The organism is Mycobacterium seoulense (assembly GCF_010731595.1).
Classification (GTDB): Bacteria; Actinomycetota; Actinomycetes; order Mycobacteriales; family Mycobacteriaceae; genus Mycobacterium; species Mycobacterium seoulense.
The window spans coordinates 4,746,456-4,771,424 of record NZ_AP022582.1; the positions used below are offsets into that span (position 1 = coordinate 4,746,456).

Annotated in this window: 22 protein-coding genes and 1 pseudogene; 9 read left to right on the forward strand and 14 right to left on the reverse strand. The window is 67.8% G+C overall.

Annotation, left to right across the window (positions count from 1 at the left end; translation table 11 throughout):
- Positions 1 to 14: 14 nt before the first annotated feature.
- Entirely contained in the window at positions 15 to 242 is a 228-nt protein-coding gene (locus tag G6N37_RS21990; RefSeq protein WP_163683522.1) for a hypothetical protein, read from the reverse strand.
- Positions 243 to 349: 107 nt separating this feature from the next.
- Between G6N37_RS21990 and G6N37_RS21995 the strand changes: the two genes are divergently transcribed.
- The 3 genes from G6N37_RS21995 (at position 350) to G6N37_RS22005 (ending at position 2,071) form a co-directional block, all read left to right on the forward strand.
- Positions 350 to 658: a hypothetical protein gene (locus tag G6N37_RS21995; RefSeq protein ID WP_067924303.1), complete on the forward strand. Its 309-nt coding sequence runs from the start codon at positions 350 to 352 to the stop codon at positions 656 to 658.
- A gap of 80 nt (positions 659 to 738) precedes the next feature.
- A complete protein-coding gene (locus tag G6N37_RS22000; RefSeq protein ID WP_174813970.1) occupies positions 739 to 1,389 on the forward strand; it encodes a GAP family protein in 651 nt (216 codons plus the stop codon).
- 10 nt (positions 1,390 to 1,399) lie between these two features.
- Entirely contained in the window at positions 1,400 to 2,071 is a 672-nt protein-coding gene (locus tag G6N37_RS22005; RefSeq protein ID WP_163683524.1) for a GAP family protein, read from the forward strand.
- Here the strand turns inward: G6N37_RS22005 and G6N37_RS22010 are convergent.
- Positions 2,047 to 2,832, reverse strand: coding sequence for a hypothetical protein (locus tag G6N37_RS22010; RefSeq protein WP_163683525.1), 786 nt, complete (start codon positions 2,830 to 2,832; stop codon positions 2,047 to 2,049). The genes G6N37_RS22005 and G6N37_RS22010 overlap by 25 nt on opposite strands.
- Before the next feature lie 28 nt (positions 2,833 to 2,860).
- Here G6N37_RS22010 and G6N37_RS22015 point away from each other — a divergent pair, with 28 nt between their 5' ends.
- A complete protein-coding gene (locus tag G6N37_RS22015; protein WP_163683526.1) occupies positions 2,861 to 4,351 on the forward strand; it encodes a bifunctional phosphatase PAP2/diacylglycerol kinase family protein in 1,491 nt (496 codons plus the stop codon).
- 27 nt (positions 4,352 to 4,378) lie between these two features.
- Here G6N37_RS22015 and G6N37_RS22020 read toward each other — a convergent pair whose 3' ends face one another.
- The 3 genes from G6N37_RS22020 to G6N37_RS22030 form a co-directional block, all read right to left on the reverse strand.
- Complete coding sequence (locus G6N37_RS22020; RefSeq protein ID WP_163683527.1) at positions 4,379 to 5,779, reverse strand: mannitol dehydrogenase family protein; 1,401 nt, start codon at positions 5,777 to 5,779, stop codon at positions 4,379 to 4,381.
- Between the two features lie 20 nt (positions 5,780 to 5,799).
- Positions 5,800 to 6,144: a DUF732 domain-containing protein gene (locus G6N37_RS22025; protein WP_163683528.1), complete on the reverse strand. Its 345-nt coding sequence runs from the start codon at positions 6,142 to 6,144 to the stop codon at positions 5,800 to 5,802.
- Between the two features lie 129 nt (positions 6,145 to 6,273).
- Positions 6,274 to 6,618 (reverse strand): DUF732 domain-containing protein, encoded by a 345-nt coding sequence (locus G6N37_RS22030; RefSeq protein ID WP_163683529.1) that lies wholly within the window; start codon positions 6,616 to 6,618, stop codon positions 6,274 to 6,276.
- Positions 6,619 to 6,942: 324 nt separating this feature from the next.
- On the opposite strand from G6N37_RS22030, the gene G6N37_RS22035 reads away from it, so the two are divergent.
- Positions 6,943 to 7,533, forward strand: a complete 591-nt coding sequence (locus G6N37_RS22035) for a hypothetical protein (protein WP_163683530.1) — start codon at positions 6,943 to 6,945, stop codon at positions 7,531 to 7,533.
- A 205-nt stretch (positions 7,534 to 7,738) separates the two neighbouring features.
- On the opposite strand, the gene G6N37_RS22040 is transcribed toward G6N37_RS22035, so the two are convergent.
- The 5 genes and pseudogenes from G6N37_RS22040 to G6N37_RS22055 all read right to left on the reverse strand — a co-directional run bounded on the left by G6N37_RS22040 (position 7,739) and on the right by G6N37_RS22055 (position 12,823).
- Positions 7,739 to 8,557: a L,D-transpeptidase gene (locus G6N37_RS22040; protein ID WP_163683531.1), complete on the reverse strand. Its 819-nt coding sequence runs from the start codon at positions 8,555 to 8,557 to the stop codon at positions 7,739 to 7,741.
- A 515-nt stretch (positions 8,558 to 9,072) separates the two neighbouring features.
- The gene (locus tag G6N37_RS22045) at positions 9,073 to 10,302 is read right to left on the reverse strand and encodes a PPE family protein (RefSeq protein ID WP_269475732.1); all 1,230 of its coding nucleotides are present in this window, start codon (positions 10,300 to 10,302) and stop codon (positions 9,073 to 9,075) included.
- 10 nt (positions 10,303 to 10,312) lie between these two features.
- Positions 10,313 to 10,472, reverse strand: a pseudogene (locus G6N37_RS26695) (PE domain-containing protein); the annotation flags it as partial.
- A 19-nt stretch (positions 10,473 to 10,491) separates the two neighbouring features.
- Complete coding sequence (locus G6N37_RS22050) at positions 10,492 to 11,694, reverse strand: PPE family protein (RefSeq protein WP_163683532.1); 1,203 nt, start codon at positions 11,692 to 11,694, stop codon at positions 10,492 to 10,494.
- 49 nt (positions 11,695 to 11,743) lie between these two features.
- The gene (locus tag G6N37_RS22055) at positions 11,744 to 12,823 is read right to left on the reverse strand and encodes a cytochrome P450 (RefSeq protein WP_232075589.1); all 1,080 of its coding nucleotides are present in this window, start codon (positions 12,821 to 12,823) and stop codon (positions 11,744 to 11,746) included.
- 1,191 nt (positions 12,824 to 14,014) lie between these two features.
- Between G6N37_RS22055 and G6N37_RS22060 the strand changes: the two genes are divergently transcribed.
- The 4 genes from G6N37_RS22060 (at position 14,015) to G6N37_RS22075 (ending at position 18,425) form a co-directional block, all read left to right on the forward strand.
- Positions 14,015 to 14,998: an SAM-dependent methyltransferase gene (locus G6N37_RS22060; protein WP_163683534.1), complete on the forward strand. Its 984-nt coding sequence runs from the start codon at positions 14,015 to 14,017 to the stop codon at positions 14,996 to 14,998.
- 12 nt (positions 14,999 to 15,010) lie between these two features.
- Positions 15,011 to 15,793: a DUF6065 family protein gene (locus G6N37_RS22065; RefSeq protein WP_163683535.1), complete on the forward strand. Its 783-nt coding sequence runs from the start codon at positions 15,011 to 15,013 to the stop codon at positions 15,791 to 15,793.
- A gap of 804 nt (positions 15,794 to 16,597) precedes the next feature.
- A complete protein-coding gene (locus tag G6N37_RS22070; protein ID WP_163683536.1) occupies positions 16,598 to 17,572 on the forward strand; it encodes a PPE family protein in 975 nt (324 codons plus the stop codon).
- A 508-nt stretch (positions 17,573 to 18,080) separates the two neighbouring features.
- A complete protein-coding gene (locus G6N37_RS22075) occupies positions 18,081 to 18,425 on the forward strand; it encodes a DUF732 domain-containing protein (protein WP_163683537.1) in 345 nt (114 codons plus the stop codon).
- Between the two features lie 221 nt (positions 18,426 to 18,646).
- Here G6N37_RS22075 and G6N37_RS22080 read toward each other — a convergent pair whose 3' ends face one another.
- The 4 genes from G6N37_RS22080 to G6N37_RS26490 form a co-directional block, all read right to left on the reverse strand.
- A complete protein-coding gene (locus G6N37_RS22080; RefSeq protein WP_163683538.1) occupies positions 18,647 to 20,455 on the reverse strand; it encodes an Hsp70 family protein in 1,809 nt (602 codons plus the stop codon).
- A gap of 93 nt (positions 20,456 to 20,548) precedes the next feature.
- The gene (locus G6N37_RS22085) at positions 20,549 to 22,057 is read right to left on the reverse strand and encodes a dynamin family protein (RefSeq protein ID WP_163683539.1); all 1,509 of its coding nucleotides are present in this window, start codon (positions 22,055 to 22,057) and stop codon (positions 20,549 to 20,551) included.
- The gene (locus tag G6N37_RS22090) at positions 22,054 to 23,886 is read right to left on the reverse strand and encodes a dynamin family protein (protein WP_163683540.1); all 1,833 of its coding nucleotides are present in this window, start codon (positions 23,884 to 23,886) and stop codon (positions 22,054 to 22,056) included. Before G6N37_RS22090 ends, G6N37_RS22085 begins: the two co-directional genes overlap by 4 nt.
- A 100-nt stretch (positions 23,887 to 23,986) precedes the next feature.
- Positions 23,987 to 24,556 (reverse strand): hypothetical protein, encoded by a 570-nt coding sequence (locus G6N37_RS26490; RefSeq protein WP_163683541.1) that lies wholly within the window; start codon positions 24,554 to 24,556, stop codon positions 23,987 to 23,989.
- Positions 24,557 to 24,969: the final 413 nt, after the last annotated feature.

The window sequence follows — 24,969 nt, forward strand, 5'->3', positions numbered from 1 at the left end:
CCGCTGGCCGAACCTCAGTTGAGCAGCCAGACGTGCCAGAATCCGTCGGAGCCCAGCCGGCAATCCCAATGCGTGTACAGGTTGTCGTTGTGGGTGAGCTCGACGTGCGGGGCGTCCGCTTCGCAACCGGCCTGGCTCGAGTAGTTGCCTTCGACCTCGATCTCGTCGGCACCGGCCACGCCCACCCCGGTGGTGAGCAGCCCGGCCAACGCCAATACGCCAGCCGCGCAAGCCATCTTCATGTGGACCTCCCCTTGGGTAGCTGAGCCGACTATATCGATCCGCCCGCGTGCCGGACCCAAAACGAGGAACCGGGCCGCCGATGCCCGTTCGAACGTATGATCGATCGATGGGGCAGTTCGCGTCCATCGGGTACAACGGCCAACCGGTCCGTAGCCCGTTTCGGGTGGTGCGTCCGCCGATCACCGTCCTGGTGGACCTGACGGTGCTGTTCCCGCGCGAGCCCCACCGCTCCGGCCGGTATCAGCCCAACGGGCTGCAGCTGCACAAGGTGGTCGAGGGGCTGCTCAGCTGCTGGGGCCTCTGCGAGCAGGGCGACTGGTGGGGGCTCGTGACCTACCCGGTCGCCTACGGCTCCGAGCGCAAGACCGTGACCCACTGGGTGCCCGCCTGGACGCTGCGCCGAAACCGGTTATGAGCACGGGGGTTACGCCGGACCCATGCGGCCGCGCCGAGCCGATGCGATGATTGCTGCCCGTGGACGCAAGTTGGGGTTCGGTGCTGACCAAGCTCGTCGCGCTGGCGGCGGTCATCGCGCTCTCGCCGATCACCGTCATCCCGGCCGTCCTGGTGTTGCACGCGCCGCGCCCACGCCCGACCAGCCTCGCGTTCCTCGCGGGGTGGGTGCTGGGCCTGGCCGCCCTCACCGCCGCGTTCGTCGGCGGCTCGGGCCTGCTCGAAGGGCTGCACAAGGCGCCACCGACGTGGGCGTCGTGGCTCCGCGTCGGACTGGGGTCGGCGCTGATCGCCCTGGGCGGCTACCACTGGCTGACCCGGCATCGCCACGGCAGCATGCCGCGCTGGATGCGGTCGTTCTCCACGCTCACCCCGGTGCGCGCCGGGGTGACCGGGGCGGTGCTGGTGGTGCTGCGGCCCGAGGTGCTGATCCTGTGCGCGGCCGCCGGTTTGGCCGTCGGCAGCAGCAGTCTCAGCGCGGGCGGCCAGCTGCTGGCCGCCGCGGTGTTCCTCGTCATCACCGCGTCGACGGTCGCCGTCCCGATATTGGGGTATGCGGGGGCCGGTGATCGCCTCGACGACGCGCTGGAACGCCTCAAAGCGTGGATGGAGGAAAACCATGCGACGCTGCTGGCGATCATCCTGGTCCTGATCGGTTTGATGGTGCTCTACAACGGGATTCGCGCCCTGTAGATTGCTGCCCATGGCAGGAAGCTGGGGCACCGTCCTGACCGGGCTCGTTCCGCTCGGGCTGGTGATCTCGCTCTCGCCGCTCACGGTCATCCCGGCCGTGCTGGTGCTGCAGGCACCGCGGCCCCGGCCCAGTGGCCTGGCGTTCCTGGGCGGCTGGTTGCTGAGCCTGGCCGCGCTGACGGCGCTATCCGTCGCGGCCTCCGGCCTGCTCGGCGGCCTGGACAAGTCGCCGCCGAAATGGTCGTCGTGGCTGCGGATCGTGTTCGGCTCGGCGCTGATCGTGTACGGCATCTACCGGTGGTTGAACCGGCGCGGCCAGGCCGAGTCGCCGCGCTGGATGCGGTCGTTCGCCACCATCACCCCGGCCCGCGCGGGCATCATGGGGGCGGTGCTGGCCGTGGTGCGGCCGGACGTGCTGCTCATCTGCATCCCGGCCGGACTGGGCATCGGCACCGCCGGGCTGGGTCTGGTCGGGGACTGGGTGGCCGCCGCGTTCTTCGTCGCCATCGCGGCGTCAAGTGTCGCGATCCCGATACTGGCCTACGCGGCGGCCGGCAGCCGCCTCGACGACCCGCTGGCAAGGCTCAAAGACTGGATGGACCGAAACAACGCCGCCCTGCTCGCGGCGGTCCTGGTCGTGATCGGCGCCATGCTGCTCTACCACGGGATCGACGCTTTATAGCCGCCGTCGGCCAGGCCGGCCTCCTCCTCGAGCCTGTTGATCGCGCCGAAGGCGTATTCGCGGACCAACTCGCGGCCGTAGTCGGCCAGCATGCCCGCGTAGCCCTTGGCCGCCCATTGCCGGCAGTGACGCTCCTCGTGGTGCAGCACCCGATCCAAGTCGAGGCCGCTCTCCACGGCCCGCCCCGCCGCGTCGACGTACCAGGCATGCCCGGACTCGACGATGCGGCGCAGCCGTTCGGCGGGGTCGGAGACGGCACCCATGTTGACCATGAAGATGTCGCCCCACGTGGTGCCGGCCCGCCGGCAGAATTGCCGTTGGATCCAATTGCCGCCGAGGCCCATGAGGATGCCGTTCGGCGTCGCGACGAGGCGCCCGCCGTTGCGGTCGACGAACCTGACGTCGCGGGTGTAACTCCAGCGGTTTACCCTCTGCCGCCGCATGATTCGCGTGACTTCGGCGGCGCAGTAGGGCGTCGGCGGGAAGTCGGTGCGCCACGCGCCTTTGGTGCCGTAGCCGGTGCCGGCGTTCAGGATGTAGGTGCGGAGCGCCGCCGCGCGGGCGTCGCCGCCGCTGGTGCCCCGCGGCAGGAGGAAGAAGGATTTGCCGTCCGGATCCCTGATTTCCGCCATCCGGGCGAGGACCTGAAAGCTGGCCGGGGTGACGGCGTGCCGCCGGGCGATCTCCGCGAGCACGTCCGGGGCAACGCCGCGCCGCTCGGCGTTGGCGCGCCATGCCTGGAAGTAGCCCGCTGCGTCCATGTCCGCCAACCAATTTAGGGTGTAGCGAATGAACACGCGGCCCTGGCGACGTGCGCGCGGCATCAACCAGATCACCCGGGGGCTGGGGACCCTGGACCGGGAGATCTTCGAAGCGATCGCCGAGACGGACACTCCGCTGCTGGACGCGGTCATGCCGCCGCTGACCCGGGCGGCCGACAACTCCAAGCTGTGGTTGGCCATCGCCGCGGTCCTGATGGCGTCGGGGAAGCAGAGCGCCCAGCGCGGGGCGACGCGCGGCGTCGTGACGCTCGCGGCCACCAGCCTGCTCACCAACCAGGTCGCCAAGCGCATCCGCCGGCGCCCCCGTCCCGGGTACGAAACGGTGCCGCTGGTCAGGCAGGTCCGTCGCCGCCCGACGTCGAACTCGTTCCCGTCGGGGCACTCCGCCAGCGCGGCCGCGTTCGCCGTGGGGGTCGGTCTGGAGAACCCGATGCTGGGTTTCGGGCTGGCGCTGCTGGCCGGGCTGGTCGGCCTGTCGCGGGTGGCGACCGGGGCGCACTACCCGGGTGACGTCGTCGCCGGGTTCGGCATCGGGTCGGGCCTGGCGGTCCTGGGCGGTCGGCTCGTCCCGCCGATCGTCGAAACCGCCCTGCCCAGGACCGAACCGCTTCGAATGGAGGCGCCCGAACGGCCCGACGGCGCCGGGGTGGTGCTGGTCATCAACCCGGAGTCGGGCAGCGGCACCGGGGCCCGCGTCGTCGACGAGGTTCGCGACGCGCTGCCGCGGGTGGACATCCGGGAGCTGGGCCCCGACGACGACCCGGAGGACGTGCTGCGTGAGGCCGCCGCGCGCGCCGAGGTGCTCGCGGTCGGGGGCGGCGACGGCACGGTGGCGGCCGCTGCCGGGGTGGCCATCGAGGCCGGCCTGCCGCTGGCCGTATTTCCCGCCGGCACGTTCAACCACTTCGCCAAGGACATCGGCTGCGACACCGTCGCCAAGACCGTCGACGCGATCCGCCGCGGCAGCGTGGCATGCGTGGACCTGGTGTGCCTCAACGAAAGTCAGATGGTCCTCAACACCGCCAGCATCGGCGCCTACCCGGCCTTCGTGCAGCAGCGCGAGAAACTGGAGAAACGCATCGGCAAGCCGCTGGCCGGCCTCTACGCGATGCTGCACACGCTGCGCCACGACCAGCCCGTGCGCATCTCATACGACAACAAGACGCTGCTGACGTCGCTGTTCTTCCTCGGGAACTCGCTGTACCTGCCGACCGGCTTCGCCCCGTCGCGACGGACCCGCATGGACGACGGGCTGATCGATGTCCGCATGCTCGAAGCGGGCCGGCGGTGGACGCGGACCAGGATCCTGACCGCGCTCGCGCTCGGTCGGCTGGAACGCAGCCCGCTCTACCACGAGCTGCAGGTGCCGGAATTCGGCTTCGTCGCGCTCGACGGCCCGACGGTCATCGCCTGCGACGGCGAGGTGGGCGACGGATACGAGAAGGCCACCTTCACCGCCAAATACCGGGTCCTGCCGGTGTTCCGGCCCTGCGACTAGACCGGCGAGTCGCCGCCGCAGGCCGGGTCATCCACCGGGCGCGGTGAGCGCCCGCAGCGTGGCGCGCGCGCCGTGGCGGTGCAGCGAATCCAGCGCCCACAGGTACGGCTCGAGGAAGCGGGGCTGGTCGACGAGGTCACCGAACACCGCGCGGTTGGCCAGGAATGCGGCCGGGTCGTCGCGCTGGGAGCGGGCGAGCGGGACGAGCGTGTCGGCGAGCCGGTCCACCACCTGGATCGGCCGGCCTTCCTCGTCGACGCCCTCGGCGTAGCGCGCCCAGCTCGCGACGATCGCCGCGGACAGTCGCACCGGTCCGCCGCGCCGGAGATTGTCGTCGACCACCGGTAGCAGCCACTTGGGGATGCGGTCGGACGAGTCGGCGCACAGTCGGGCCACCGTGTCGCGCACGTAGGCGTTGGCGAAGCGGGGGATGAGCCCGGCTTTGAAGTCGGTGAGTTCCGGGACCCGGACGAGGGTCGGCATCGCCTCGAATTCCAGGTAGCGGTCCAGCAGTTCGGCGATCAGCGGGTCCCGGGCGGCCTCGTGCACCAGCCGATACCCGGCCAGGTAGGCGAAGTAGCACAGCCCCTGGTGTCCGGCGTTGAGCAGCCGCAGCTTCATCGCCTCGTAGGGCGACACGTCGTCGACGAGGGTGACGCCCGCCCGGTCCAGTGGGGGACGGCCGTCGGCGAAATCGTCCTCGAGCACCCACATGGCGAACGGCTCGGCGACCACGGGCCAGCCGTCGCGCACACCGAATTCGGAGTCCAGCCGGGCGATCGCCTCGGGCGTGGTGACCGGCGTGATGCGGTCGACCATCGAGTTCGGGAAGGTGGTGTGTTCCCGCATCCACTGCGCGAGTGCGGGTTCGAGCCGCTCGGCATGCGACGTGAACACGCGCCGGGCCACGTTCCCGTTTTTCGCGATGTTGTCACACGACACGATCGTGGGGGAGGGCAGGCCGCGTGCCCGTCGCCGGTTCAGGCCCTCGGCCACCAAGCCGAAGACGTCACTCAGCGGCGGCTGATATCCGCCTTCGGTGATGGTGAGCGACACGATCCGGGTGGCCGGGGCGGCGAGCAGCTCCACGACCGCCTCGGGATCCTCAGGCGCGTAACGGAAGTCGACGATGGAGCCGATCACCCGCGGCTCCCGGGTGCCGTCGGGGTGTTCGAGGATCAGCGTGTAGAGGTAGTCCTGGGCGCGCAGCACGTCGCGCATGCGCCGGTCGCCCGGCAGCACGCCGACGCCGCAGATTCCCCAGTCCCGGGCCAGCCCGTCGCGGAGCAGCCGGTCGAGGTACATGGCCTGGTGGGCGCGATGAAAGCCGCCCACACCGAAATGCACGATACCGACCCCGATTTGGCTGCGGTCGTAGGCCGGGACGGGGATGCTGAGAGCGCTCAGGTTGCGCGCGCTCAGCTCCATTCCCGGAACTTAGCCCACCGCTAAGCGTTGGGGCACAGATCCCGCATGGCGAAAATGACGACGTCAGCGGCCTGCCGGCCGTTGATCCCGCCGGTGCCCTGGTCGGCGTCGGAGCGTTGTATCGCCAGGCCCTCCAGCTGTTGGGGGGAGGCGCCCCAGGACAGCTGCTGGCACAGGTCCGCGCCCATCTGCAGCAGCGCTTCGTCGCCGCCGTTGACGGCGTGGATGCCGGCGTTGTGCAGGTCATTGAGGAAGGCAGTCGCGTCGGCCCGGGCCGGGCTGGCCCAGACGATCCCCGCGGCCAGAAGTGGGCCACCTGCGAGGGCTGCGCCCATGAACCGGCCATAGGGCCGCTGTGCTGCCATCGAAATCTTCTCCTTCGTCCCGTGCCCGAACGGCGATGATGCACTTTTACACGAAAGCGCCGCCGAACACGCTGGGGAAGAGAAATCTCGATGATGAATTGTGGGCGAAGACCGCCGGTCCGCTCGGCGCTACGCGTCCGGGCACAGATCGCGGACGGCGTCGATGACGACGTCGTCGGCCTGCTGGGGGGTGATCCCGCCGGCGCCCTGCCTGCTGTCGGAGCGCTGCAGCGCGAGGCCCTCCAGTTGGGAGGGCGGGGCGCCCCACGACAGCTGTTGGCAGACGGCGAAGCCCATCTGCACCAGCGCCCCGTCACCGCCGCTGACGGCGTGGATGCCGTCCTTGTGCAAGTCATTGACGAAGGCGGTCGCGTCGGCCTGCGCCGGGCCGGCCCACATCACCTCCGCGGCCAAGAGTGAGCCCCCCACCAGCGCTGTGCTCATGAGTCGGCCGCAGAGCCGTCGTGCTGTCATGGCTCCTTCTCCTGCCCGTTAACCGTTTGGTTGCCTACCGTTCACTTCCATGGAACCTCCGCGGGTTGTCGATTCCCCGAAAGTTTCCTGTGAATAAGCTGCGCGAAAGCGCACCCGCCGGCCGCGGCCGGCGTGGGCAAACATGCGGGGACGCAACCGACTTCGTGACGCCCTTGTGACATCACCATTTGGAAACGGCGCGGTGCGGCGCGGCCGGTGTTTCATCTCCGCTGCCGACAATTGGCTCGGTCGCCGAAAGACGACTACGCGGTTCTGCTGCACCAGGTTGTTATGTGAGCGCGAATATAAGGAGAGTCGACGCTGATGGCGATCGTCGATCGGTTCAACATGAAAGTAGTTGCCACGCTTGGGTTGTGCGGAGCCGCACTCGCGTTGAGCCCGGATGCGGCAGCCGCTCCCCTGAAGACGGGCGGCTACGCCTGCATACAGGGGCAGGCCGGCGAGGCCGGCGCGCCGCTGGCCGGACCGGGAGCCGCCGGTGCCGCTGGTGGGGCGCCGCTGGCCGGACCTGGAGCCGCCGGTGCCGCGGGCGGGGCGCCGACCGCGGAGGTCTGCACGGCCAGCGCGCCGCTCACCGACATGGCCGGTGTCCCACTGGCTGTGCCGGGTCCGCTGCCGGTGGGTGCTCCGCTGCCGGTTCCGTTGGGTGGCCCGCTGCCGCTGCCGTTGGGTGCGCCGCTGCCGTTGGGTGCACCGCTGCCCATCGCCCCGGTGGTGCCGGCCGGTGCTCCGCTGGTCGCGCTCGGTGGGCTGGCGGCCGGTGCCCCCCTCGATGCGGTCGCCGGTGCCCCGCTCATCGACATGTCCGGCGTCAAGGACGCGCCCACGGGACCGGCCCCGACCGGCGGCCCCCAGCCCGGTCAGCCGGTGGCGCCCGGCCCGGGCACGCACTGAGCCCCCATTCCCTCCCGACCGGAAGGACCCGCTGGCGGCCACCAGCGGGTCCTTTCGTATGTGGTTGGTGCTTCACTTCGGTCGCCGATGGTGAGGTTAGTTTCCCAGTCGACCGCGGGTGTGAAACCAACATCACACTCGACAGCGGGGGTGGAGCGCAAGCGAAAAGACCTCGCGCTCGGGGTGATTGAGTGAGGGGCCCTCCTCAGGAAGGAGGCCGCTCCCAGAGGTCTTGCTTGACGATCACCGGGTCGCCGACGTTGACCGTGTTGTAGTACCACTCGGCGTCTTCGGGGCTCAGGCTGATGCAGCCGTGGCTGACGTTCTCCAGTCCCAGTGATTGGACCGCCCACGGGGCGGAATGCACGAACAGGCCGCGGTTGGTGATCCGGACGGCGTAGTCGACATTGAGCAGGTAACCGCTGGGATCGTCGACCGGGATGCCGACGCTGCTCGAATCCATAAGCACCGAGCGGTCTTTGGACAAGACGGTGTAATTGCCGACCGGGGTCGGGAATTCCGGCCTACCCATCGATGCGGGCAGCACGCCCTCTTCGCCGAAGTGGGGACGGTGGTGCGGAGTCGGCGGGACCGCGTCGACCCCGTCGACGCTCACCGTGAACGTGTGGTCGGTGATGTTGGCGACGCCGACGACCTTCGGGCCCGTTTTGAATTCCGTGGGCCGGCCTTCCACCGACAGCGCCACCGTGCTGTGCGCCGGCCAGTAGTGGGCGGGGACCCACTGCACGACGTTGTTGTCGAGCCATTCGAACGTGCCCGTCATCGCGGGCGTCGACTTGACCGCGATGGCGCGTTCGGCGGCCTGCCGGTTCGCGACCGGCGCGTCGAACGTCACCACGACGGGGTGCGCGACACCCACCGTCGCGCCCGGCGCCGGCAGGACCGACGCGATGGCGAAGTCATGCGGCTGGCTCGCCGCCGCCGCGCTGGTGCCGGTCGGCCCGGCAACCACACCCGCAGCGATTCCGACCACCGCAAGAACACACCGAACGTCCGCCCGCATGGCTCCGCTTCCTCTTAACTGACATAGTTGTAATAGGAGGATCGTAAATCCCCGCTGACCAGCGGAAGCGCAAGGGCGCGTTAGTATTTGGTCAAGCCTCGGTCACGTTTCGGCCACGGGGGTTTAGTTCCGGCAATGTGGCCGTGCGCTGGGGTTTCGGGCGGGCTCGACCCTGGCCGCGAAGAGCGCGGCCTGACGCGCGGAGCGCGGGTCGACCAGAGGAATTCAACGTCGTCCGCTTGCGGCGGGCCCTGCCGGAGCATGACCTCGCGGCCGGTTCACGGGGGACCGTCGTCCCAGTCGGCCCACCCACTCGGGAACCGGTGTGTCCGGCATGGCGCCATAAACCGACGCCTCGTAACCGGATGCCACGCCCCTTGCAGTTTGGATCCAGCCTGTTCGCCCGTGATCGCCGGACCCGCGGGCGATCAGGGCGCGGACTCCGAAAGACTTGTGTCACCCACCTCGATTGCCGATGCTCGCCGGAGCGAAAAGCCCAATCGCGGGGCTTGACGCTAGCCGCCGAAGGGTGGTCGCGCCATGACAGTGGGGCGGAATCCGTACTTGGGGCCCACACCGCCATGCCCGCCTGCGGCTGTGCCGGCTAAGGGCATACCACCGAGAAGGTTTCCGGGTCCACCGCTGGCCTCGGGGGCGGCGCTGACCGTGCTGACCGGAATGGCCTGCCCGAGAACAGGAGGAGGCGTGCTGGCGGCAGACCATGTGACCGGTACTGACAACCTGCCACCAACGGAGGCTGCGTTACCCAATGCCGCGGCCGGGTGGGCAGCGGTCGCACCACCGCCCAGCAAGCCGCCCAGGCCGCCCAGGCCGGGCAGTGCCTTGACCGCCGGCGCCGCGCCGTTGAGCATGCCCGTTGTTTTGGCGATCTGGACACCGAAGTTGCCCATACCGACGGAGAAGTAGGGCAGACCTTCGGTGTTGTACCACAGCGCCGAAAAAGGGTTATAGCCGTTGACGAACGCTCCAAGGCTCGTGGGCAGTGTGGTCTGCCCGGTCAGCAGGTACCACAATTCGCTGAAAGGATCGCTGGTGGTTGAACCCTGCGTGGCCGCCGTGGATGCCGGCGTCGCAAGGGCCTGGAGTGTATTGGGCGTGCTCGAAACCGCATGTGACAATACGGATTGCGTGCTGCTCGCCGTGCTGCCACCGGTAGCGCTGGCGACCGCGGCGCCCTGGGTGGCTTGGGCGGTCGGGTTGGCGATCTGGGGCGCCGCGGTAAACGGCGTCACCTTGGTCGCGGCCGCGGATTGACCTGCGTAACCATACATTGCGCTGGCATCCTGGGCCCACATCTCGCCGTATTGCGCCTCGAGTTGTGCGATCGCCGGGGTGTTTAGTCCCAGTACGTTCGTGGCGAGCAGCTGGGCCGTCTGGGCACGGTTGCCCGCGACCAGTGGCGGCGGCACCGTGGCTGCCAGTGCGGTCTCGTAGGCCGTTGCCGCCGAGAGCATTTGGGCGGCTGTCTGTTCGGCCTGGGCAGCGGTGGTACGTATCCATGCCACATACGGTGCCACCGCCTGAGCCATCGACGCCGATGCCGGCCCCAGCCACTCCTCGCTGCTGAGCGCGGTAATCACCTTGTCATAGCCCAGGGCAGTCGAATTCAGTTCGGCGGCCAGCCCATTCCATGCCGACGCGGCCGCTGTTAGCGCCTCGGGTCCCGGCCCCGTGTACATCCGCGCGGAGTTGTACTCCGGTGGTGTTGCCCCAAAATCAATCACCTTGACCTCCTTAGCTGTCCACGGCCGTGTTGGCCGCCTCGATCGCCGCGTGACCCTGAGCTCATGCTCAAGGTGCTGAGGAACATCTCGTGAATCGCGGCCGCCTGCACGTTGACGGCCCGGCACATGCGCGCATTGGCGGCGGACCGCGCCGCCGTGAACGGGTGGATCGTGGCAGTCAGCATCGCGTCAACCGGCCGACGGAGGGCGGGTCAGCACACTGCGGCGAAACCCGTACTTGTTGACGGCATTGGCGGAGCTGCGCCGGCCCGCCGCTCCGTTGGGGATTCCGCGCAGCAGTCCGTTGCTGGTGGCCACATTGGAAGTGGTGTGGACGGACATGGGCTCTGTGGCAGTGAGTGCGGGGCTCGCCTGCGACACCGGCGTGGCCCAACTCTGCGGAACCGACAACATCCCGACCTTGCCGGCCTGGCCCACGCCAGCGGTAAGCCCTGCGTGGCTGACACCGCTGAAGCTGCTCAGACTGCCGATGTTGCCCAAGCCCAGCTGTGCGAATTGCGGTGTCGGATACCAGGCGCCGCTACCGGCGGTTGTCCCGGTGCCGAAGACCAACTGTTGTGCCATTTGGTAAGCCTGGTAGCCGGCGCCGTAGGAGTTATATTCCTGGAGCAGGTCGTGGAAGATGATCTTGTAGTCGTTAGGCACGAACCCCCACCAATTATTCGGGCCCGGGATCAACGAACTGGAAGATGAGTCGGCGGTGCCCAGCGTCGACGAAACCTGCTGCACGGAGATGGCCGTAGCCAGCTGCGGTGTCGTGGTCGCCGTGGTCTGCGCGGTGTTGCCCGCCGGCGTCGCGGTGGCTTGGGCCACCGCGGTCGCCTGGTCGGTCGGTGCATCCGGGGTGGTGGTATTCGGCGGTGAGGTGAAGGGAGTCAACTGCCCAGCTACCGCCGACGAGCCCGCATACCCGTACATGGCCACGGCATCTTGGGCCCACATCTGCATGTACTGGGCTTCCGTGGCCGCGATCGCCGGAGTGTTCTGGCCGAAAAAGTTGGTCGCGATCAGCGCCATCAACAAGGTCCGGTTCGCGGCAATCTCCGGCGGCGGCACCGTCATCGCGTATGCCGTATCGAAGGCCGCAGCAGCCCCGCGAGCCTGGTTCGCCGTCTGTTCTGACAAATTGGCCACCGCCGCAAGCCAACTCACATACGGGACCACTGCCGATACCATCGACTCCGATGCCGGCCCCGACCAGAGCGCGCTGGTCAACTCTGAAAGCACCGAGCCGCAGATACTGGCCGCCGTACTCAACTCCGTCGCCAGCTCGTCCCACGCGGCCGCGGCGGCCAGCATCGGACCCGATCCTGGACCGGTATACATGCGGCCCGAATTGATTTCGGGTGGCAACGCCCCAAAGTCAAACATCCTGTCATCCCCCGATATCCATAGTCGCTGGGCGATATGTCGACTGTCCCTAGTTCCAGCTCAATGGCAGCGACTCAAGCGCAAAACTCTTCGATGGGAACTTGATAACCGGCCTGTAGCCTTGTGGCAGTACGAAGTCGGGGATCTGCTTGAGCCACTGGTCGACAATGATCATCAGCTCCATTCGCGCGAGGTGAGAGCCCAAGCACCGATGAGGACCGCCGCCAAATCCCCAATGCCGATGCACTTTTCCATCCATGACCAAGTCGTCGGTCGATATCTCGTCGCTGCCGTCGCGGTTGATCGCGGCCGTGCACAACCGCACCGGTGTGCCTGGGGGAAGCACCATGCCGCCCACATTGACGACGTCGGTGGTGACCCGGGCGGCCAATGGTGCCGCCGGCTCAAGTCGGACGATCTCTTCGATGAAAACCTTGATCTGCTCCGGCTTATCGCGAAGCTCTTGACGTAGTTCGGGTCGGCGCGCCAGTTCAAACAGCGAGAAACCGATTGCGGCGGCCACCGTATCCAGACCCGACAGCACCAGCAGGTGACTCATGCCGAGCAGCTCGAGGTCAGTGAGGTCTCCCGGACCCGTCATGATTTCTGATAACAGGTCGGAGCCCACGTTCTGCCGGCGTTGTTGGATGGCGTCGGTGAAATACGCCAACAGGTCATGCCCTTCGGGTCTGCCGTCCACCGCGGCGTCCTTCCACGCGATCACGCGATCACGGTCCTCCAGGGGCAGGCCGCAGAGGTCCATAAACACCTGAAACGGGTAGAGTCGCGCGAAATCCATTGCATCGCATTGAGTGCGAGCCGCTAGCGCGGCAATCATCTCGGCGGCGTGGCGCTCCATCACCGGCCGAAACCTGTTCAAGGCGTGCGGACTGAAATGCGGCTGCAAAATTTTGCGATATCGGGTGTGCTCAGGAGGGTCGAACCCCGAGGGCAGCACGGGCACCGGGCTGCCGGGGGGCTGAAGCGCCAACTGGGCCGAGAAGAGATTGGGTTCGCTCAGCGCTGCGAGCACGTCTTCGCGGCGGGTCAGATAGTAGGCGCCGTTCATGAACACGACCGGCCCGGCGTCGCGCAGTGCCTTCCAGCCGACTCCTCGGTCAGCGGCCATTGGGAGTGTGGAATGTTCCAGCCGCGGTAGGTGGAACGCGCTGGTGGGGCATTCGGTGGGAATGTGGCTCGACTCGGTTTGCGTGGGATCGGCAGGCGATGCTTGGGATTCGAGATTCATCGCGGCCGAACCTGGTTCGTGGCGGCTCGGGCGAGCTGAGTTACACATGCAGCCATGACTGTTCCTTCAAGACGATGACGCTGGAAAAGAAAGCCGACGTTGGAGGTGCCGTGTTGTCTTACGGACGGCTTGGCTCGCTACAGCCGCACGGCATTGAGCGCGCGCAGGCAACAACCCTGCGATTGGCCTTCCCAACCGAAGCCGTAGCTTTGCCGACAGCCGCGTTGCGGGCCGGGGCTACAGGGCCGAATCAGACTCCACGACAGGCGCTGGGTTGTCAGCAGCGGAGGATGCAGAGCAGGGTGGGGGTATCTCGGTTGGCCGGGGTGGGCGCCGAAACGGCCCCGGCGGCGGCGCCCGGCGCAGACGCCGGGGCGGCAAACGATGCCGGCAACGCCAGCCAGTCCGAATGAGGCGACAGCGCAGTCCAACTGGTCGGCACAGCGCGTGGCATCCACATGCTGAGGAACGTCTTGTTGTTCGTCGGCGCAACGCCGGTGCCAAGACGATGCCCGGGTTGGCTGTGGGATCGGGCGGCAGCAATGTCTGAACGCTGCCCGACATGTGCTGGCAGATGGCGGGTTACGTGAGTCCACGCCGCGGGCTCGGGCAGGGTCGACGCTGCCAGCCGAGGACGCAACGAGGATCCTGCGACCAGCGCAATGAACACGCTCAGCGCGGCGATAATCGCGATGGCCGACCGCCACCGCGGAGTCATGTCACATCCCCGAAGCTCCACAGTGGCGCAAATGTAACCCGTAAGGCGTGAACACAAGCTGACAGAAGCGTGAACGGAAGTTGGCGAAGGACTGTGAATGCCCAGGTAGTCCGCTGCCAGTTAGGTGCAGCTCCGCGACGGTCTATCGACACGCTGAACCGTCTCGGGTATGGGCCCGACTTCATGGCGGAGGCTTCGCCGGCTGACACGCAGATCTTCTTCTCCGCCGGCGCATCGTCATGCGCACCCGCCGACGTGGTTGAGCTGCAGTGTTTTTCGGGGCAGATGAGTCCGCGAGCGGTCGACGTGTACTGTCCGGAACTGGATTGGCGAACGGCAGGAAGGTGGCGACGATGCCGCAAATCCACGGCGCTTCATCGGATGTCGCCGAGCGGGTAGGGGCGACCGCGCTGGGAATCGCCGCAGCGCGTGCCGCAGAAACCGCCGGCGACAACCCCATCATCCAAGATCCGTTCGCGCAGGTATTTGTGGACGCGGCGGGTATCGGAGTGTGGAACGTCATGGCAAGCCCCAAGCTGTTGGCCGAGCTCAGCGCCGCAGAGCCGGGTCTCGAGCCGATGGTGCGCGCGCTGATCGGCTTCACGGCCGTTCGGACAGCGTTTCTCGATGAGTTCTTCCTGGACGCCGGGCGGGCCGGGATTCGGCAGATAGTCAATCTGGCCGCCGGCCTGGACTCACGCGCGTGGCGGTTGCCGTGGCCCGAGGGCACCACCGTGTATGAGCTCGATCAGCCAACGGTGCTGGAGTTCAAGTACGCCGCGTTGCGGCGGAACGGTGCGACCCCTACGGCAAACGTGGTCGGCGTACCGATGGATCTTCGGGACGACTGGTCAATGGCATTGCAGGAGAGTGGGTTTGACGCTTCGCAGCCCACCGCCTGGTTGGCTGAGGGGCTACTCCATTATCTGCCGGCGCGGACCCATGATCTTTTGTTTGACCGGGTGCATGCGCTCAGTTCCGCAGCCAGTCGGTTCGCTCTCAACGCCCCGAGCAGTGACACGCAGGCTCCGGCGGCCGGGCTGCGGGGCACCGAAGCCGCGGGCGTGACGGGTCAGTGGTGTGCCGACGAAATCACCGGCTGGCTGGACCAACAGGGTTGGGAAACATCGGCCCTAAGTCTCGAGGACTTACTGCGTCACTACGGGCGGGTGGTTCGCGACACCGAGGTAATGCCAACCGTTTTCATCTCCGCGCACCTTCCCGTGGCTTCGCCCACGGATCCGCACCACGCGGTGGAGCCCAGATACCGTCGCGGAGCCACGGGTGGCCGCGACAGTGCGTCGGAGACGTCCGTAGGGCCGAGATTAGGTCTGTGAAGTGAGGATTTGATGAATCAGAAATCCGAAGGGCGTGCCCGCCCTCTGATCGGGTACATCACCCATGACATCGCGCCGCCGATCAGCCCCGCACCGATCAGCCGGAGGTGGATGTCGGAGATGCGTCAAGGGCGGCCGCACCGGTGTTTGCCAATGCTGATCGCCAATCAAAGCGGCTGGGAGGTGCGCAACCGCAGCGCGTTCACCGCGACGTGGATGGGCGGGGATGACCGCAGCAGTCTGTCGATTGCTCCCGACACGCGCCAAAGCGGTCAGTTCCTGCCCTCCAGCCACTTCGGCTACGGGATCTTGACCTGGCATCTGGCGATACTGTTTCGTACACCGCCGGGCTACAACCTATTGGTCCGCGGGCCGGCGAACTATCCGAAAGACGCTATCTGTCCGCTGGAAGGCATCGTCGAAACCGACTGGTCATCCTCGAGCTTCAGCATCAACTGGAAATTCACCCGCGAATTCATGCCGGTGCGTTTCGAGGTCGACGAGCCGATCTGCATGATCGTTCCCCAGCGCCGGGCCGAGCTGGAAGAATTCGCCCCCGAACTCAGACGCATCGAGTCCGACGCAGAACTGTACGCCAAGCACGAATTCTTCCTGGGCTCGCGTGGCGCGCTGGGGCGCGAACAGGTGCCGGCGGACACCGCTGACGAGCGTGCGCCGTGGCAAAGCGATTACACGCGAGGAAGGCACAGCGACGGCGAGGCCGGGGCGGAAGACCACCAGACACGTCGCCACCTTCGCTCGTTCGTTGAGCACCAGCCCGAGAACCGTGCATGAGCGGGTCCACTAACGCCGACCTCGGCTAGCACACTGGTCGCAAGCCCCGCCCGCCGGTGGCACACACCAGACTCGGATTGATTTCACAGCTAGCTCCGATCGTTCACGTGGTTGTGAGCCGTACATTTTGATCATTGTGAAATTGCGAGGCGCTGGTATGACTCCGCGGTGGCGGTCGGCCATCGCGATTATCGCCGCGCTGAGCGTGTTCGTTGCGCTGGTCGCAGGATCCTCGTTGCGTCCTCGGTTGGCCGCGTCGACCCTGCCCGAGCCCGCGGCGTGGACTCACGTAACCCACCATCTGCCAGCACATGTCGGGCAGCGTCCAGACATTGCTGCCGCCCGATCCCACAGCCAACCCGGGCATCGTCTCGGCACCGGCGTTGCGCCGACGAAAAACAAGACGTTCCTCAGCATGTGGATGCCACGCGCTGTGCCGACCAATTGGACTGCGCTGTCGCCCCATTCGGACTGGCTGGCGTTGCCGGCATCGTTTGCCGCCCCGGCGTCTGCGCCGGGCGCCGCCGCCGGGGCCGCCTCGGCGGCCACCCCGGCCAACCGAGATACCCCCACCCTGCTCTGCATCCTCCGCTGCTGACAACCCAGCGCCTCGACGACGTGGGTGTCGCTGGGCCGGGGGAAGGCTGCGTGCGTCGGCCATGCTTCCAGACCAGGCGTCCGCGCCATGCATCTCCCTGACACTAAGCGCGCTAACACCTCTGACCGCTGTGTCTATCTCTTGAAAGAAGTAGTCCTTATGTTGTCGAACGCGACTCATACCGCTGAACTGGGGCGGTGGTTGTAATGGATTTCGCGGCGCTACCGCCGGAAATCAACTCCGGCCTGATGTATTCGGGTCCCGGCGCGGGATCGATGAGAGAGGCGGCCACGGCCTGGGGCCAATTGGCCGCACGGTTATGTGCCGCCGCGGCTGATTATCGGGCTGTGCTGGCGACGGTGGTGGCAGAACACGGAGGGCCGACGGCGATGACCGAAGCCGCGGCACCGTACATCGCCTGGATTGACGGTGTCGCCGCACGCAGTGAGCTCGCGGGCATCCAGCTTGCGGCGGCAGTCAATGCCCATCAGGCGGCCCTGACGGCGATGGCGCCCCCACCGCTGATCGCCGGCAACCGCGCCCGCCAGAAGTCGTTGGCAACGGAAAACGTTCTGGCGCAGGTCAGCCCGGTGATCGCGGGCCTCGACGCCGAATACGAAGAGATGTGGCTGTGCGACGCCCACGCGATGCACGCCTACGCCGACGCCTCGACCGATGCGGTGGCGCTGGCGCCGTTCACCTCGCCGCCGGGCGAGCCGGGCACGACGTCAACCACCTGGGCCCTAGAGTCTGCACCGGAGGTCATATCAACGGGCTGCCAGGTGATGTCAGCGATTCCCGAAACGCTCCTGGAGCTGTCGTCATCACCCCGGGCCACCTTGGAGGCATCTCTCGCACCGGTGACGTCGTCGCTGTCAAAGCTGGGTTCACTTTCTGCGCCTTCGGATTTCGCGATCAGCCACTTGAATACCATGAACAAAGCAGCCGCGCTCCAGTCACTTTTGCCAAATCCGGTTGACCGCAACGACGACCGGGTGAGCGCGAGCCTGGGTTGCGGGATCCCGGTCGGCATACTGTCAGTACCGCATGCGTGGATGACAGGCACGCTGAACGAAACTGTTTCGGCGCCCGTGTGCACAGGGTGGGTCGGGGCACCCGTCCGGTTGGTCACGGCCTGTCAGTTGCCTGGCTTCCATGCTGCCGGCCAGTACGACGGTTGAGGGCCTGGAGAAGCAGTGATGGGTGACACGTCGGCGTCGCCAAAAGAGCTGCTATGTAGGAGATTTCGGCGTGGATGCGGATCTCCCGGGTAACGCACTTCGTGTACGCCCGGCGCGCGGACCCGCACCGGCCGTTCGGGATCCGGTACCTGCAGCTGTAGCCGCCGTTGTGAACTGCCGGATCCCGCACACCGGGTCGCGACCTATCCCGCTGTTAGCGCCGGCGGCGAGCCAATGCCGTTGTAAGGAAAGAACGTTCGAGCACCTCGGTGCGTCCGACAACGACGACGGTGAAGTCGACTACGGCGTCTACGTGCCCGGTCTGCCCGGGCGCCAACGCTTCAGGCAATCATCGGTCGGTCACCGCGAGGGCTCTCGTAGCCGAGTTCCTCTGCGCCGTACATAGTTTCGCCAGTTCATTCCCAGGATATTTTTGGTCAACAGGGAGCCTTTAGTGGTCAAATGGTAATCAACATGAGCTGACCGGTCGACAGACCGAGGAGAAGATATGTTCGGGTCACCGAGTCTTTGTGGGCGTTCCATCGGCCTAGCGCTCGCAGTTGGCCCACTTCTGGCCGGAGTCTTCTGGGCCAGCCCGGCGGCGGCGGACGCAACTGGCTTCATCAGTGACATGCACAAGGACGGGATCCACGCCGTGTCGGGTGGTGATGCGGCGCTGTTGCAGGCGGGCCTGGACCTTTGTCAGCAGCTATCGTGGGGCGCTCCTCCCTCCCAGCTGGAGGGACTGGCGTTGCAACGCTCCGACGGCAGGCAAGGAGGGAGTGGGCTCACCCCTCGGCAGGCAGACGACGTCGTCAATTACGCCCTGCGTGATCTGTGCCCCCCGACGTAGCTTGAGTACGAATTGCTCTGCAGCACGACATCACACGAATCAGGCGTATTGACGGCCAAAGCGCGCCGGGCGCTCGGGGCATTTCGAAACTGGGATGTGTCCTCTTATGACTGAGGAGTGACTCGAACGCCATCGAGCGATCCCGTTGCCCCGATGGGTCTGCTGCCTTCGTGGGGAGTGTTTTGCGGTTTGTGCTTCCACCAGTGAAGTACGCCTAAGGCCTACGGGATGGGCGGGATGGTCGGGATCGCAGGGATCCGTGGTATGCGCGGAATCTGTGGTACCTGAACCGATGTCGGCGGATTGTCCGTAGACGACGGTGGTGGCGGTGCCGGCGGCGACGTCGTGGCCGTTGACGGGGCGCTCGTCGGCGGCGGTTCCGTGGTGGTCGCTGGCGGTTCGGTGGTGGTCGGCGCCGGCTGAGTGCTCGTCGGCGGCGGGGCAGCCGGTGCGGCCGTGCTGGTCTGCACGGGGGCCTGCTGCGCCGGGGCCGGGGTTGTCTGCACCGGGGAAGGCGATGGTGACGGCTGCGATGTGGTGGCGACGCCGGGTGTCGGCGTGGCCGGTGTGCCGGTCGACCCGTGGCTCAAAGCCAGCATGATCACGGCGCTGACGGCTAGCACCGCCGCGGCCGCACCGAGGATCATCACCAATGGTCGCCGATACCAGGCGACCTCGGCTGGCCGGTCGTTTTCGGGAACGGGTTGTTGCTCGAACCTCAAGTCCGGCCGGGCGTAACCGGTCTCGTCGCCGAACTGAAACGGCGGCGCGGGGGACGGGCCCGGGGCATCATCGTCGGCCCAGCCCCGAGGCCCGTCGGTGGCCAGCGGCATCATCCCCGATTCGTCGCCGGCCTCAGACCACGCGAGGGCCGGCATGGCCGTTGACCCCGGCGCCACGTCGGCCAGCGTTGGTTCCGCGAGCGGCGGTGGGGCAGCCACGGATGCCGCGACGGCCATTTTCGTTGCGCTGTCGTCTGCCGGCCCGCGCGCGGCCCGCAGCGCCGCGCCGGTGGCGGCCGCCAGCTGCGGCCGCGGTGACGTGATGACCGGCGCCCGAAAGTGCTCGGACAGCCTGGTGGTGATTTCCGGGATCGCCGCTCCACCGCCCACCGAGGCGATGGCAACCAGATCGGTGGCGCGGATTCCGTTGCGCGCCAAGGTGTCTTGTAGGACATGGACGAACTGGTCCAGTGGCTGATTGATCGCTTCGTTGAGTTCGGTCCTGGTGAGCCGGATATCCCCGCGGAAGCCCGGCAGCTCGGCGGGCAGCGTGGTCGCGGTACTGGCCGAGAGGCGCTGCTTGGCCGCCCGGCATTCGGCCCGCAGTCGGGTCAGCGATCCGATTGCCGACGTGGCCGAGACGTCGATGGAGCCCGCCGAGGACAAGTCCGCCACGATGTGGGCCAGCAGGGCTTGGTCGATCAGTTCCCCGGAGAAATCGGTGTGGCGCACCGTGGCACCGATGGGCTCGTAGCCATTGGTGGCATCGGCAAGGGTGATGCTGGTTCCGCTGGCGCCGAAGTCGCACACCGCGACGATCCCGCGGATGGGCAGACCCGGGTTGGTCTGCAGGGCGGTCAGCGCCCCTTCGGCATCCGAGATCAGCGACAGGGATCCCGAACCGCCCGACCATTCGGGCACCCGGCTCAACGCCGTGCGCAACGCGTCCACCGCGGCGGGCCGCCAGTGCGCGGGGTAGGCCACCGCCGTCGCCTCCGGCAGCGGGCGCCCGGCGGTCGCGGCGTAGGCGAGGGCACGCAACGCGTCCGCCAGCAACGCCTCGCCGCGATGCGTGGTGCCGTCGGCGGCCACGATCCCGACCGCGTCTCCCACCCGGTCGACGAAGTCGGTGACCACCAAACCGGGTCCGTCCAGGTTGGGATTCTCCGCGGGCACGCCCACTTCCGCAGGGCGATGCTGGTACAGCGTCAGCACCGACGTCCGGGTCACCGCCCGATCGGCCGTTATGGCTACCAGGTTGGCGGTCCCCGCCGACAGCCCCAGCGCTCGTCTTGCTTCCGTCGACATATCGTCCAATTCAGGTGTCCGCCGGCGTGCGAATGCGCGGCCACGACAATCTATCGGCAGCCAACCTATAGCAGGCCAGCGCTGTCCCCCGACTCACCTTCGTGAAGGCGGCCACGCCCCGCCGTTGGGCGCGGCGAACGCCGCCACCATGGCTTCGGCGCTTCGCACCGCCGCGCGGCACACCCTGGTGGTGAATGGGTCGTTGAGTGGGTGCTCGGCGCGGCGGCGCCAGCGTTGGGCCGCGGCGAAGGCGGCGCGCGGCGCGTCGTGGTGCGCCTCGGGGGCCAGCCCCAACCGGCTGGCCGCGTCGGTACCCGAACCGCCGATGAGGCGCCGCAGCGACGCAAGCTCTTCGTCGTGCAACGCCGTCGCGCGCGAATGCAGTTGGCTCAGCAGGCGCAGCTCCTCGAACGCGTGGGTGTCGGCCAGCAACGGATCGATGTCGGCGAGGATGCGGGGAGTGCCCGCGATCGGGTATGCCTCCACGAATCGGCGCAACGACACCAGCGCGGTGTGCGCCTTGAGCATGTCGGAGCGCTGCGCGAACTGCTGATCGATCACGTTGCGCAACGCGACCAGCCCGCTGCGTTCGAGCAACTCATCGGCCAGCCCCGCCGCGTCGGTGACGCCGGCCTTGAGCACCGCGATCGAGATCCGGATGCCGAACATGCCGAACCGGTCGAGCAGCCGGGCCCGCGTCGCGGCGTCCACCGGCAACGGGCTGTCGGGACGGACGAAGCGGTCCGCGCTGAGCATGGCCTTGTGCAGCTCGGCGGCATCGACACCGGCGAGTTTTTGCAGCGCGCCGAACTCCGACTGGCGCAGCGTGCGGGCGGTCAGCGCCAGCAGCCCCGAGACCGGCACCACCGCCTGGCAGACGCCCGTCTGGCTCAACTCGCGGGTGAACCTCTTGGCCACGTCTTCGGCCGAGAGCATGGCGTCGAGCCGCCCGGCGCCGATCTCGTCGGCCCGCGACGCCACACCGATGATGCCCAGCGCCCCGGCCGCCCCGCCGACGAGGTCACCGATCTGTTTGAGGAGCGCGATGTCGGCGGCGTTGAGGGTGCGCAGCAAGAACACCACCGCGTCCACCCGCGGCATCCCGTCCTCGGGTACCAGCAGCCGCAGCGTGCGCGCGGAGACGTCACGCGCCAGCGACGAGGTCCCCGGCGTGTCGATGATCGTGGTGGCGATCAGCTCGTCGGCGGGCCATTGAACGTCGAGGTCAACCAGTTCGTCAGGGTTCAGCCTGCTCAGGTCGAAGCCGAGTCCGCCGTCGCGCATGATCGGCACATGAGAACGACGCCCCCCACGATGGTTGGCAATGACCTTCGGTGCCAGGCCGTGCCGAAACCAGGTGACGATTCGGGTGGCCTCGGTGGCATCCGTTGGCGCGACGGTTTCCCCGACCAGCGCGTTGACCAGGGTGGACTTACCAGCCTTGAGGGTCCCGGCCAGTGCGATGCGCATCGGTTCGTTGAGCCGGTCGGCGATGCGCTGCAATTCGTGGAAGACGTCGGGCCGCTCGCGGTAGGCCGGCTCCGCCTGGTAGGCGCGAATGGTTCCGCCCAGGATGGCGCGGACCTGCTCGCTGGTGCTCACACCCGTGTCACCTGGGGCGCGAGCTTATCGACGTTGTCGGTGACCTGGGTCAGGATGTTCAACTGCCGCTCCAGCTCCCGGATTCGGTTGTCACGCTCGGTTTCCTCTAACCGCGCGGCGGCGATGGTCGCCTGCAGCGATTCGTTGAGCGAGCGGGTGGCCTGGTTGGCGATGCCGCGGTAATGGTCGCGCAGTTGACGTTGGATCGTCTTGAGCCGGTCGCGCGACTCCTTGCCGACCACGAAGGACACATCGTCGACGAAACGCCGCAGGTTGGTTTTGGCCTCGTTGCGGGCCCGCAGCAGCCGGTTCTCCCTGTCTTCCTTGTATGCCATGCGGCCCATCACCAGCCCGGCCCCCACCGACAGCGGGTTGAACAGACCCAGCCCGGCGACCGAGGACAACATGCCGACCATCACCATGCCGCCGTAGGAGCCGCGCATCCCCGTCACCACCTTGTGGCCTTTGCCCATGGGCTTGGACTCCAGCCGGGCCAGCGACTTGAGCTGACCGAACTCCGCACCCATGGCGTGCGCGCTGAGCTCGGGCATGGCGACCGCGCCCAGCCCCGCCTCGACGAACACGCGGGCCACTTCCTGGGCAAGGGCTTTGGCGCGCTGGTAGGCCCAGACGAAATTGTCGCCGACGGCGGTGGCGACGGCGTTCTCCACGTCCACCCCGATCTCGGCCCAGTGCCGGGTCGGGTCGCACGAGTCGATCACCCGCTCGGCGTGCTCGGTGATTTCCCGGAAGCGTGCCCGCAGATCGTGGTCCACGTCGCCGGTCAGGTCGGTGATCCCGTCGTTGAGCAACTGCTGCCACAACGCCGTCTGCTGCAGCGCGTCCTCGGCCTCGCGTTTGCGTTGTTCCAGGTCCTCGGTGAGCCGCCCACCGACGTCGGCGTCGCTGAGCGCGGCCAGCTCAGAGCGCACCGCGAGCGTCAAATGCTCTGCCGCCGAGCGGATTTCATCCAGAACCTGGTCTCGGAGCTGGTCCTTGCGGCGGCCCAGCACGTCCTCACTGAGGAACTTGACGATCGCCGGGAAGTTGGACTCGTCGTTGAGTTCCTTGTCGTTGAGCGTGATGGCGTGGCTGCGCAACAGCGACGACACCGGAAGCACCGGCATCGGTACCCGGGCGCGCTGCAGGTGTCCGATGTTGGCGTTGACGATCTCGCGCCAATGCGGATACAGGTCGGTCTTGGTGGCCAGCAGCACCCCGACCGAACAAATTTGATAGGCCTGCTGCACGAACCGCATTTCCGGCTCGGTCAATTCCTGGCTGGTGTCGCTGACCATCAGGATCGCGTCGGCATCGGGTAATAATCCCAGCGTCGCCGACAGGTGCGGCTGACCGTGACCGCCCACACCGGGTGTGTCGATGAAGGTGAGCCCCCCTTGCAGCATCGGGCTGGGCGCGCCGACCTCCACCCGGAGCACGTCGCGGCCGGCGGCCTGCGGAGCCTGACGCAGGTCCGTTTGCAGCTCGGCGACCGGGAGCTCAGCGGTTTCCGGTTCGCCGTTGGGGCCCGCCAGGACGATCCGAGCCGACGGCGGGTCGCCGTAGGCGACGACGGTGACCAGCACCGTGGCCTCGTCGTCACCGACGCGCGCGACGGGCATGTTGAGCAGCGAGTTGAGCAGCTGGCTTTTGCCCTGCTTGAGCTGGCCGGCGATCACCACCCGGATGTGGGGGTCGGTGATGCGTTCGCGGGCCCACGCGAGCCGCTGGCTCAGGTCGCCGCGGCCGTTGAGGCCGGCGATCGTGCTGGTGTGATCGATCAGTTCGACGATCACGTTGACCCGGCGCGGGTCATCGGGCTGGGTCACCGGGTCGCCCTACCTTCTGCGTTGAACTCCGAAACACCGTATGCCCACCGACCGGCGGGAGCCCCGCAAGGTCCCCGCCGGTTGGCGGCGGTGCGTCTGATCAGAACCCGGTGTGCGGGTCCACCGGGTGGTGCGTCATCGGGTCGCTTTGGACCGGCGTGTGCGATGCCGCCGGGTCGTAGCTGTTGTGGTCGAACACCGAGTGACTTGAGGCGTCGGCGGCCGACTGGCCCGACGCGTCGAACGCCGTGTGGCCGGACGGGTCGGCGAGCGCCGACGTGCCCTGCAGGGCCGAGTGTGCGTCCACCAAGGCCGCGCTTTGGCCGGCGGCCGCCGTCGGATCCGCGTGCGCGGGCGTGCTGGGACTCTGAATGACAGCGGAGCTGCCGCCCGCGGCGGCCGCGTGGCCACCGGCCGTGGCGGCGGAGCTGCTGTCGTGTATGACGCCGCTTTGGCCCGCGGAGACGTGGCTGGTGCCCGCGCCGCCGCCGGTGGTACCGCCGCCGAGCGCAGCGCCCTCGTGGCTGAGGATGTTGCCCTGCGCGTCGCCGCCGGCGCCGACCGCCGCGCCACCGCCGGCCGCGACGTGACCTGACATGCCGGTTTCGGGGGGCGTCGTCGGCTGAGCGCTGGCGTTGCCACCCAGCGCGGCGCCTTCGCTAGTGAGCATGGTGCCGTGTGCGCCAGCGCCGGATCCGGTCGCTGCGCCACCGCCGGCTTGGCCGCCCGCGGCGACTCCGCCTTGTGCGCCGGTCGGCTGCGCGGCACCGCCCAGCGCTGCGCTTTCGTTGCCCAGGAAACTGGCGTGACCGCCGGCGTTGGCCGCGAGTGCCGCGTTTCCGGCAGCGCTGGCTTGGGCACCCAGGCCGGCATTGCCTAACGAGCTGGCTGCCGCCTGAGCACCGGCGGCACCGCCGAGGGCAGTAGCCCCGCCGACACCGCCAACCGTGGAGCCGCCAGCCGACCCGAACGCGCCACCGCTGGTGCCGAGCGTCGCGCCTCCGGCTGCGCCAGTTCCGACCTGGCCGCCTACACCGACGCCGCCCGACGAGGTGCCGAGCTGAGCTCCGCCAGACCCCAGGC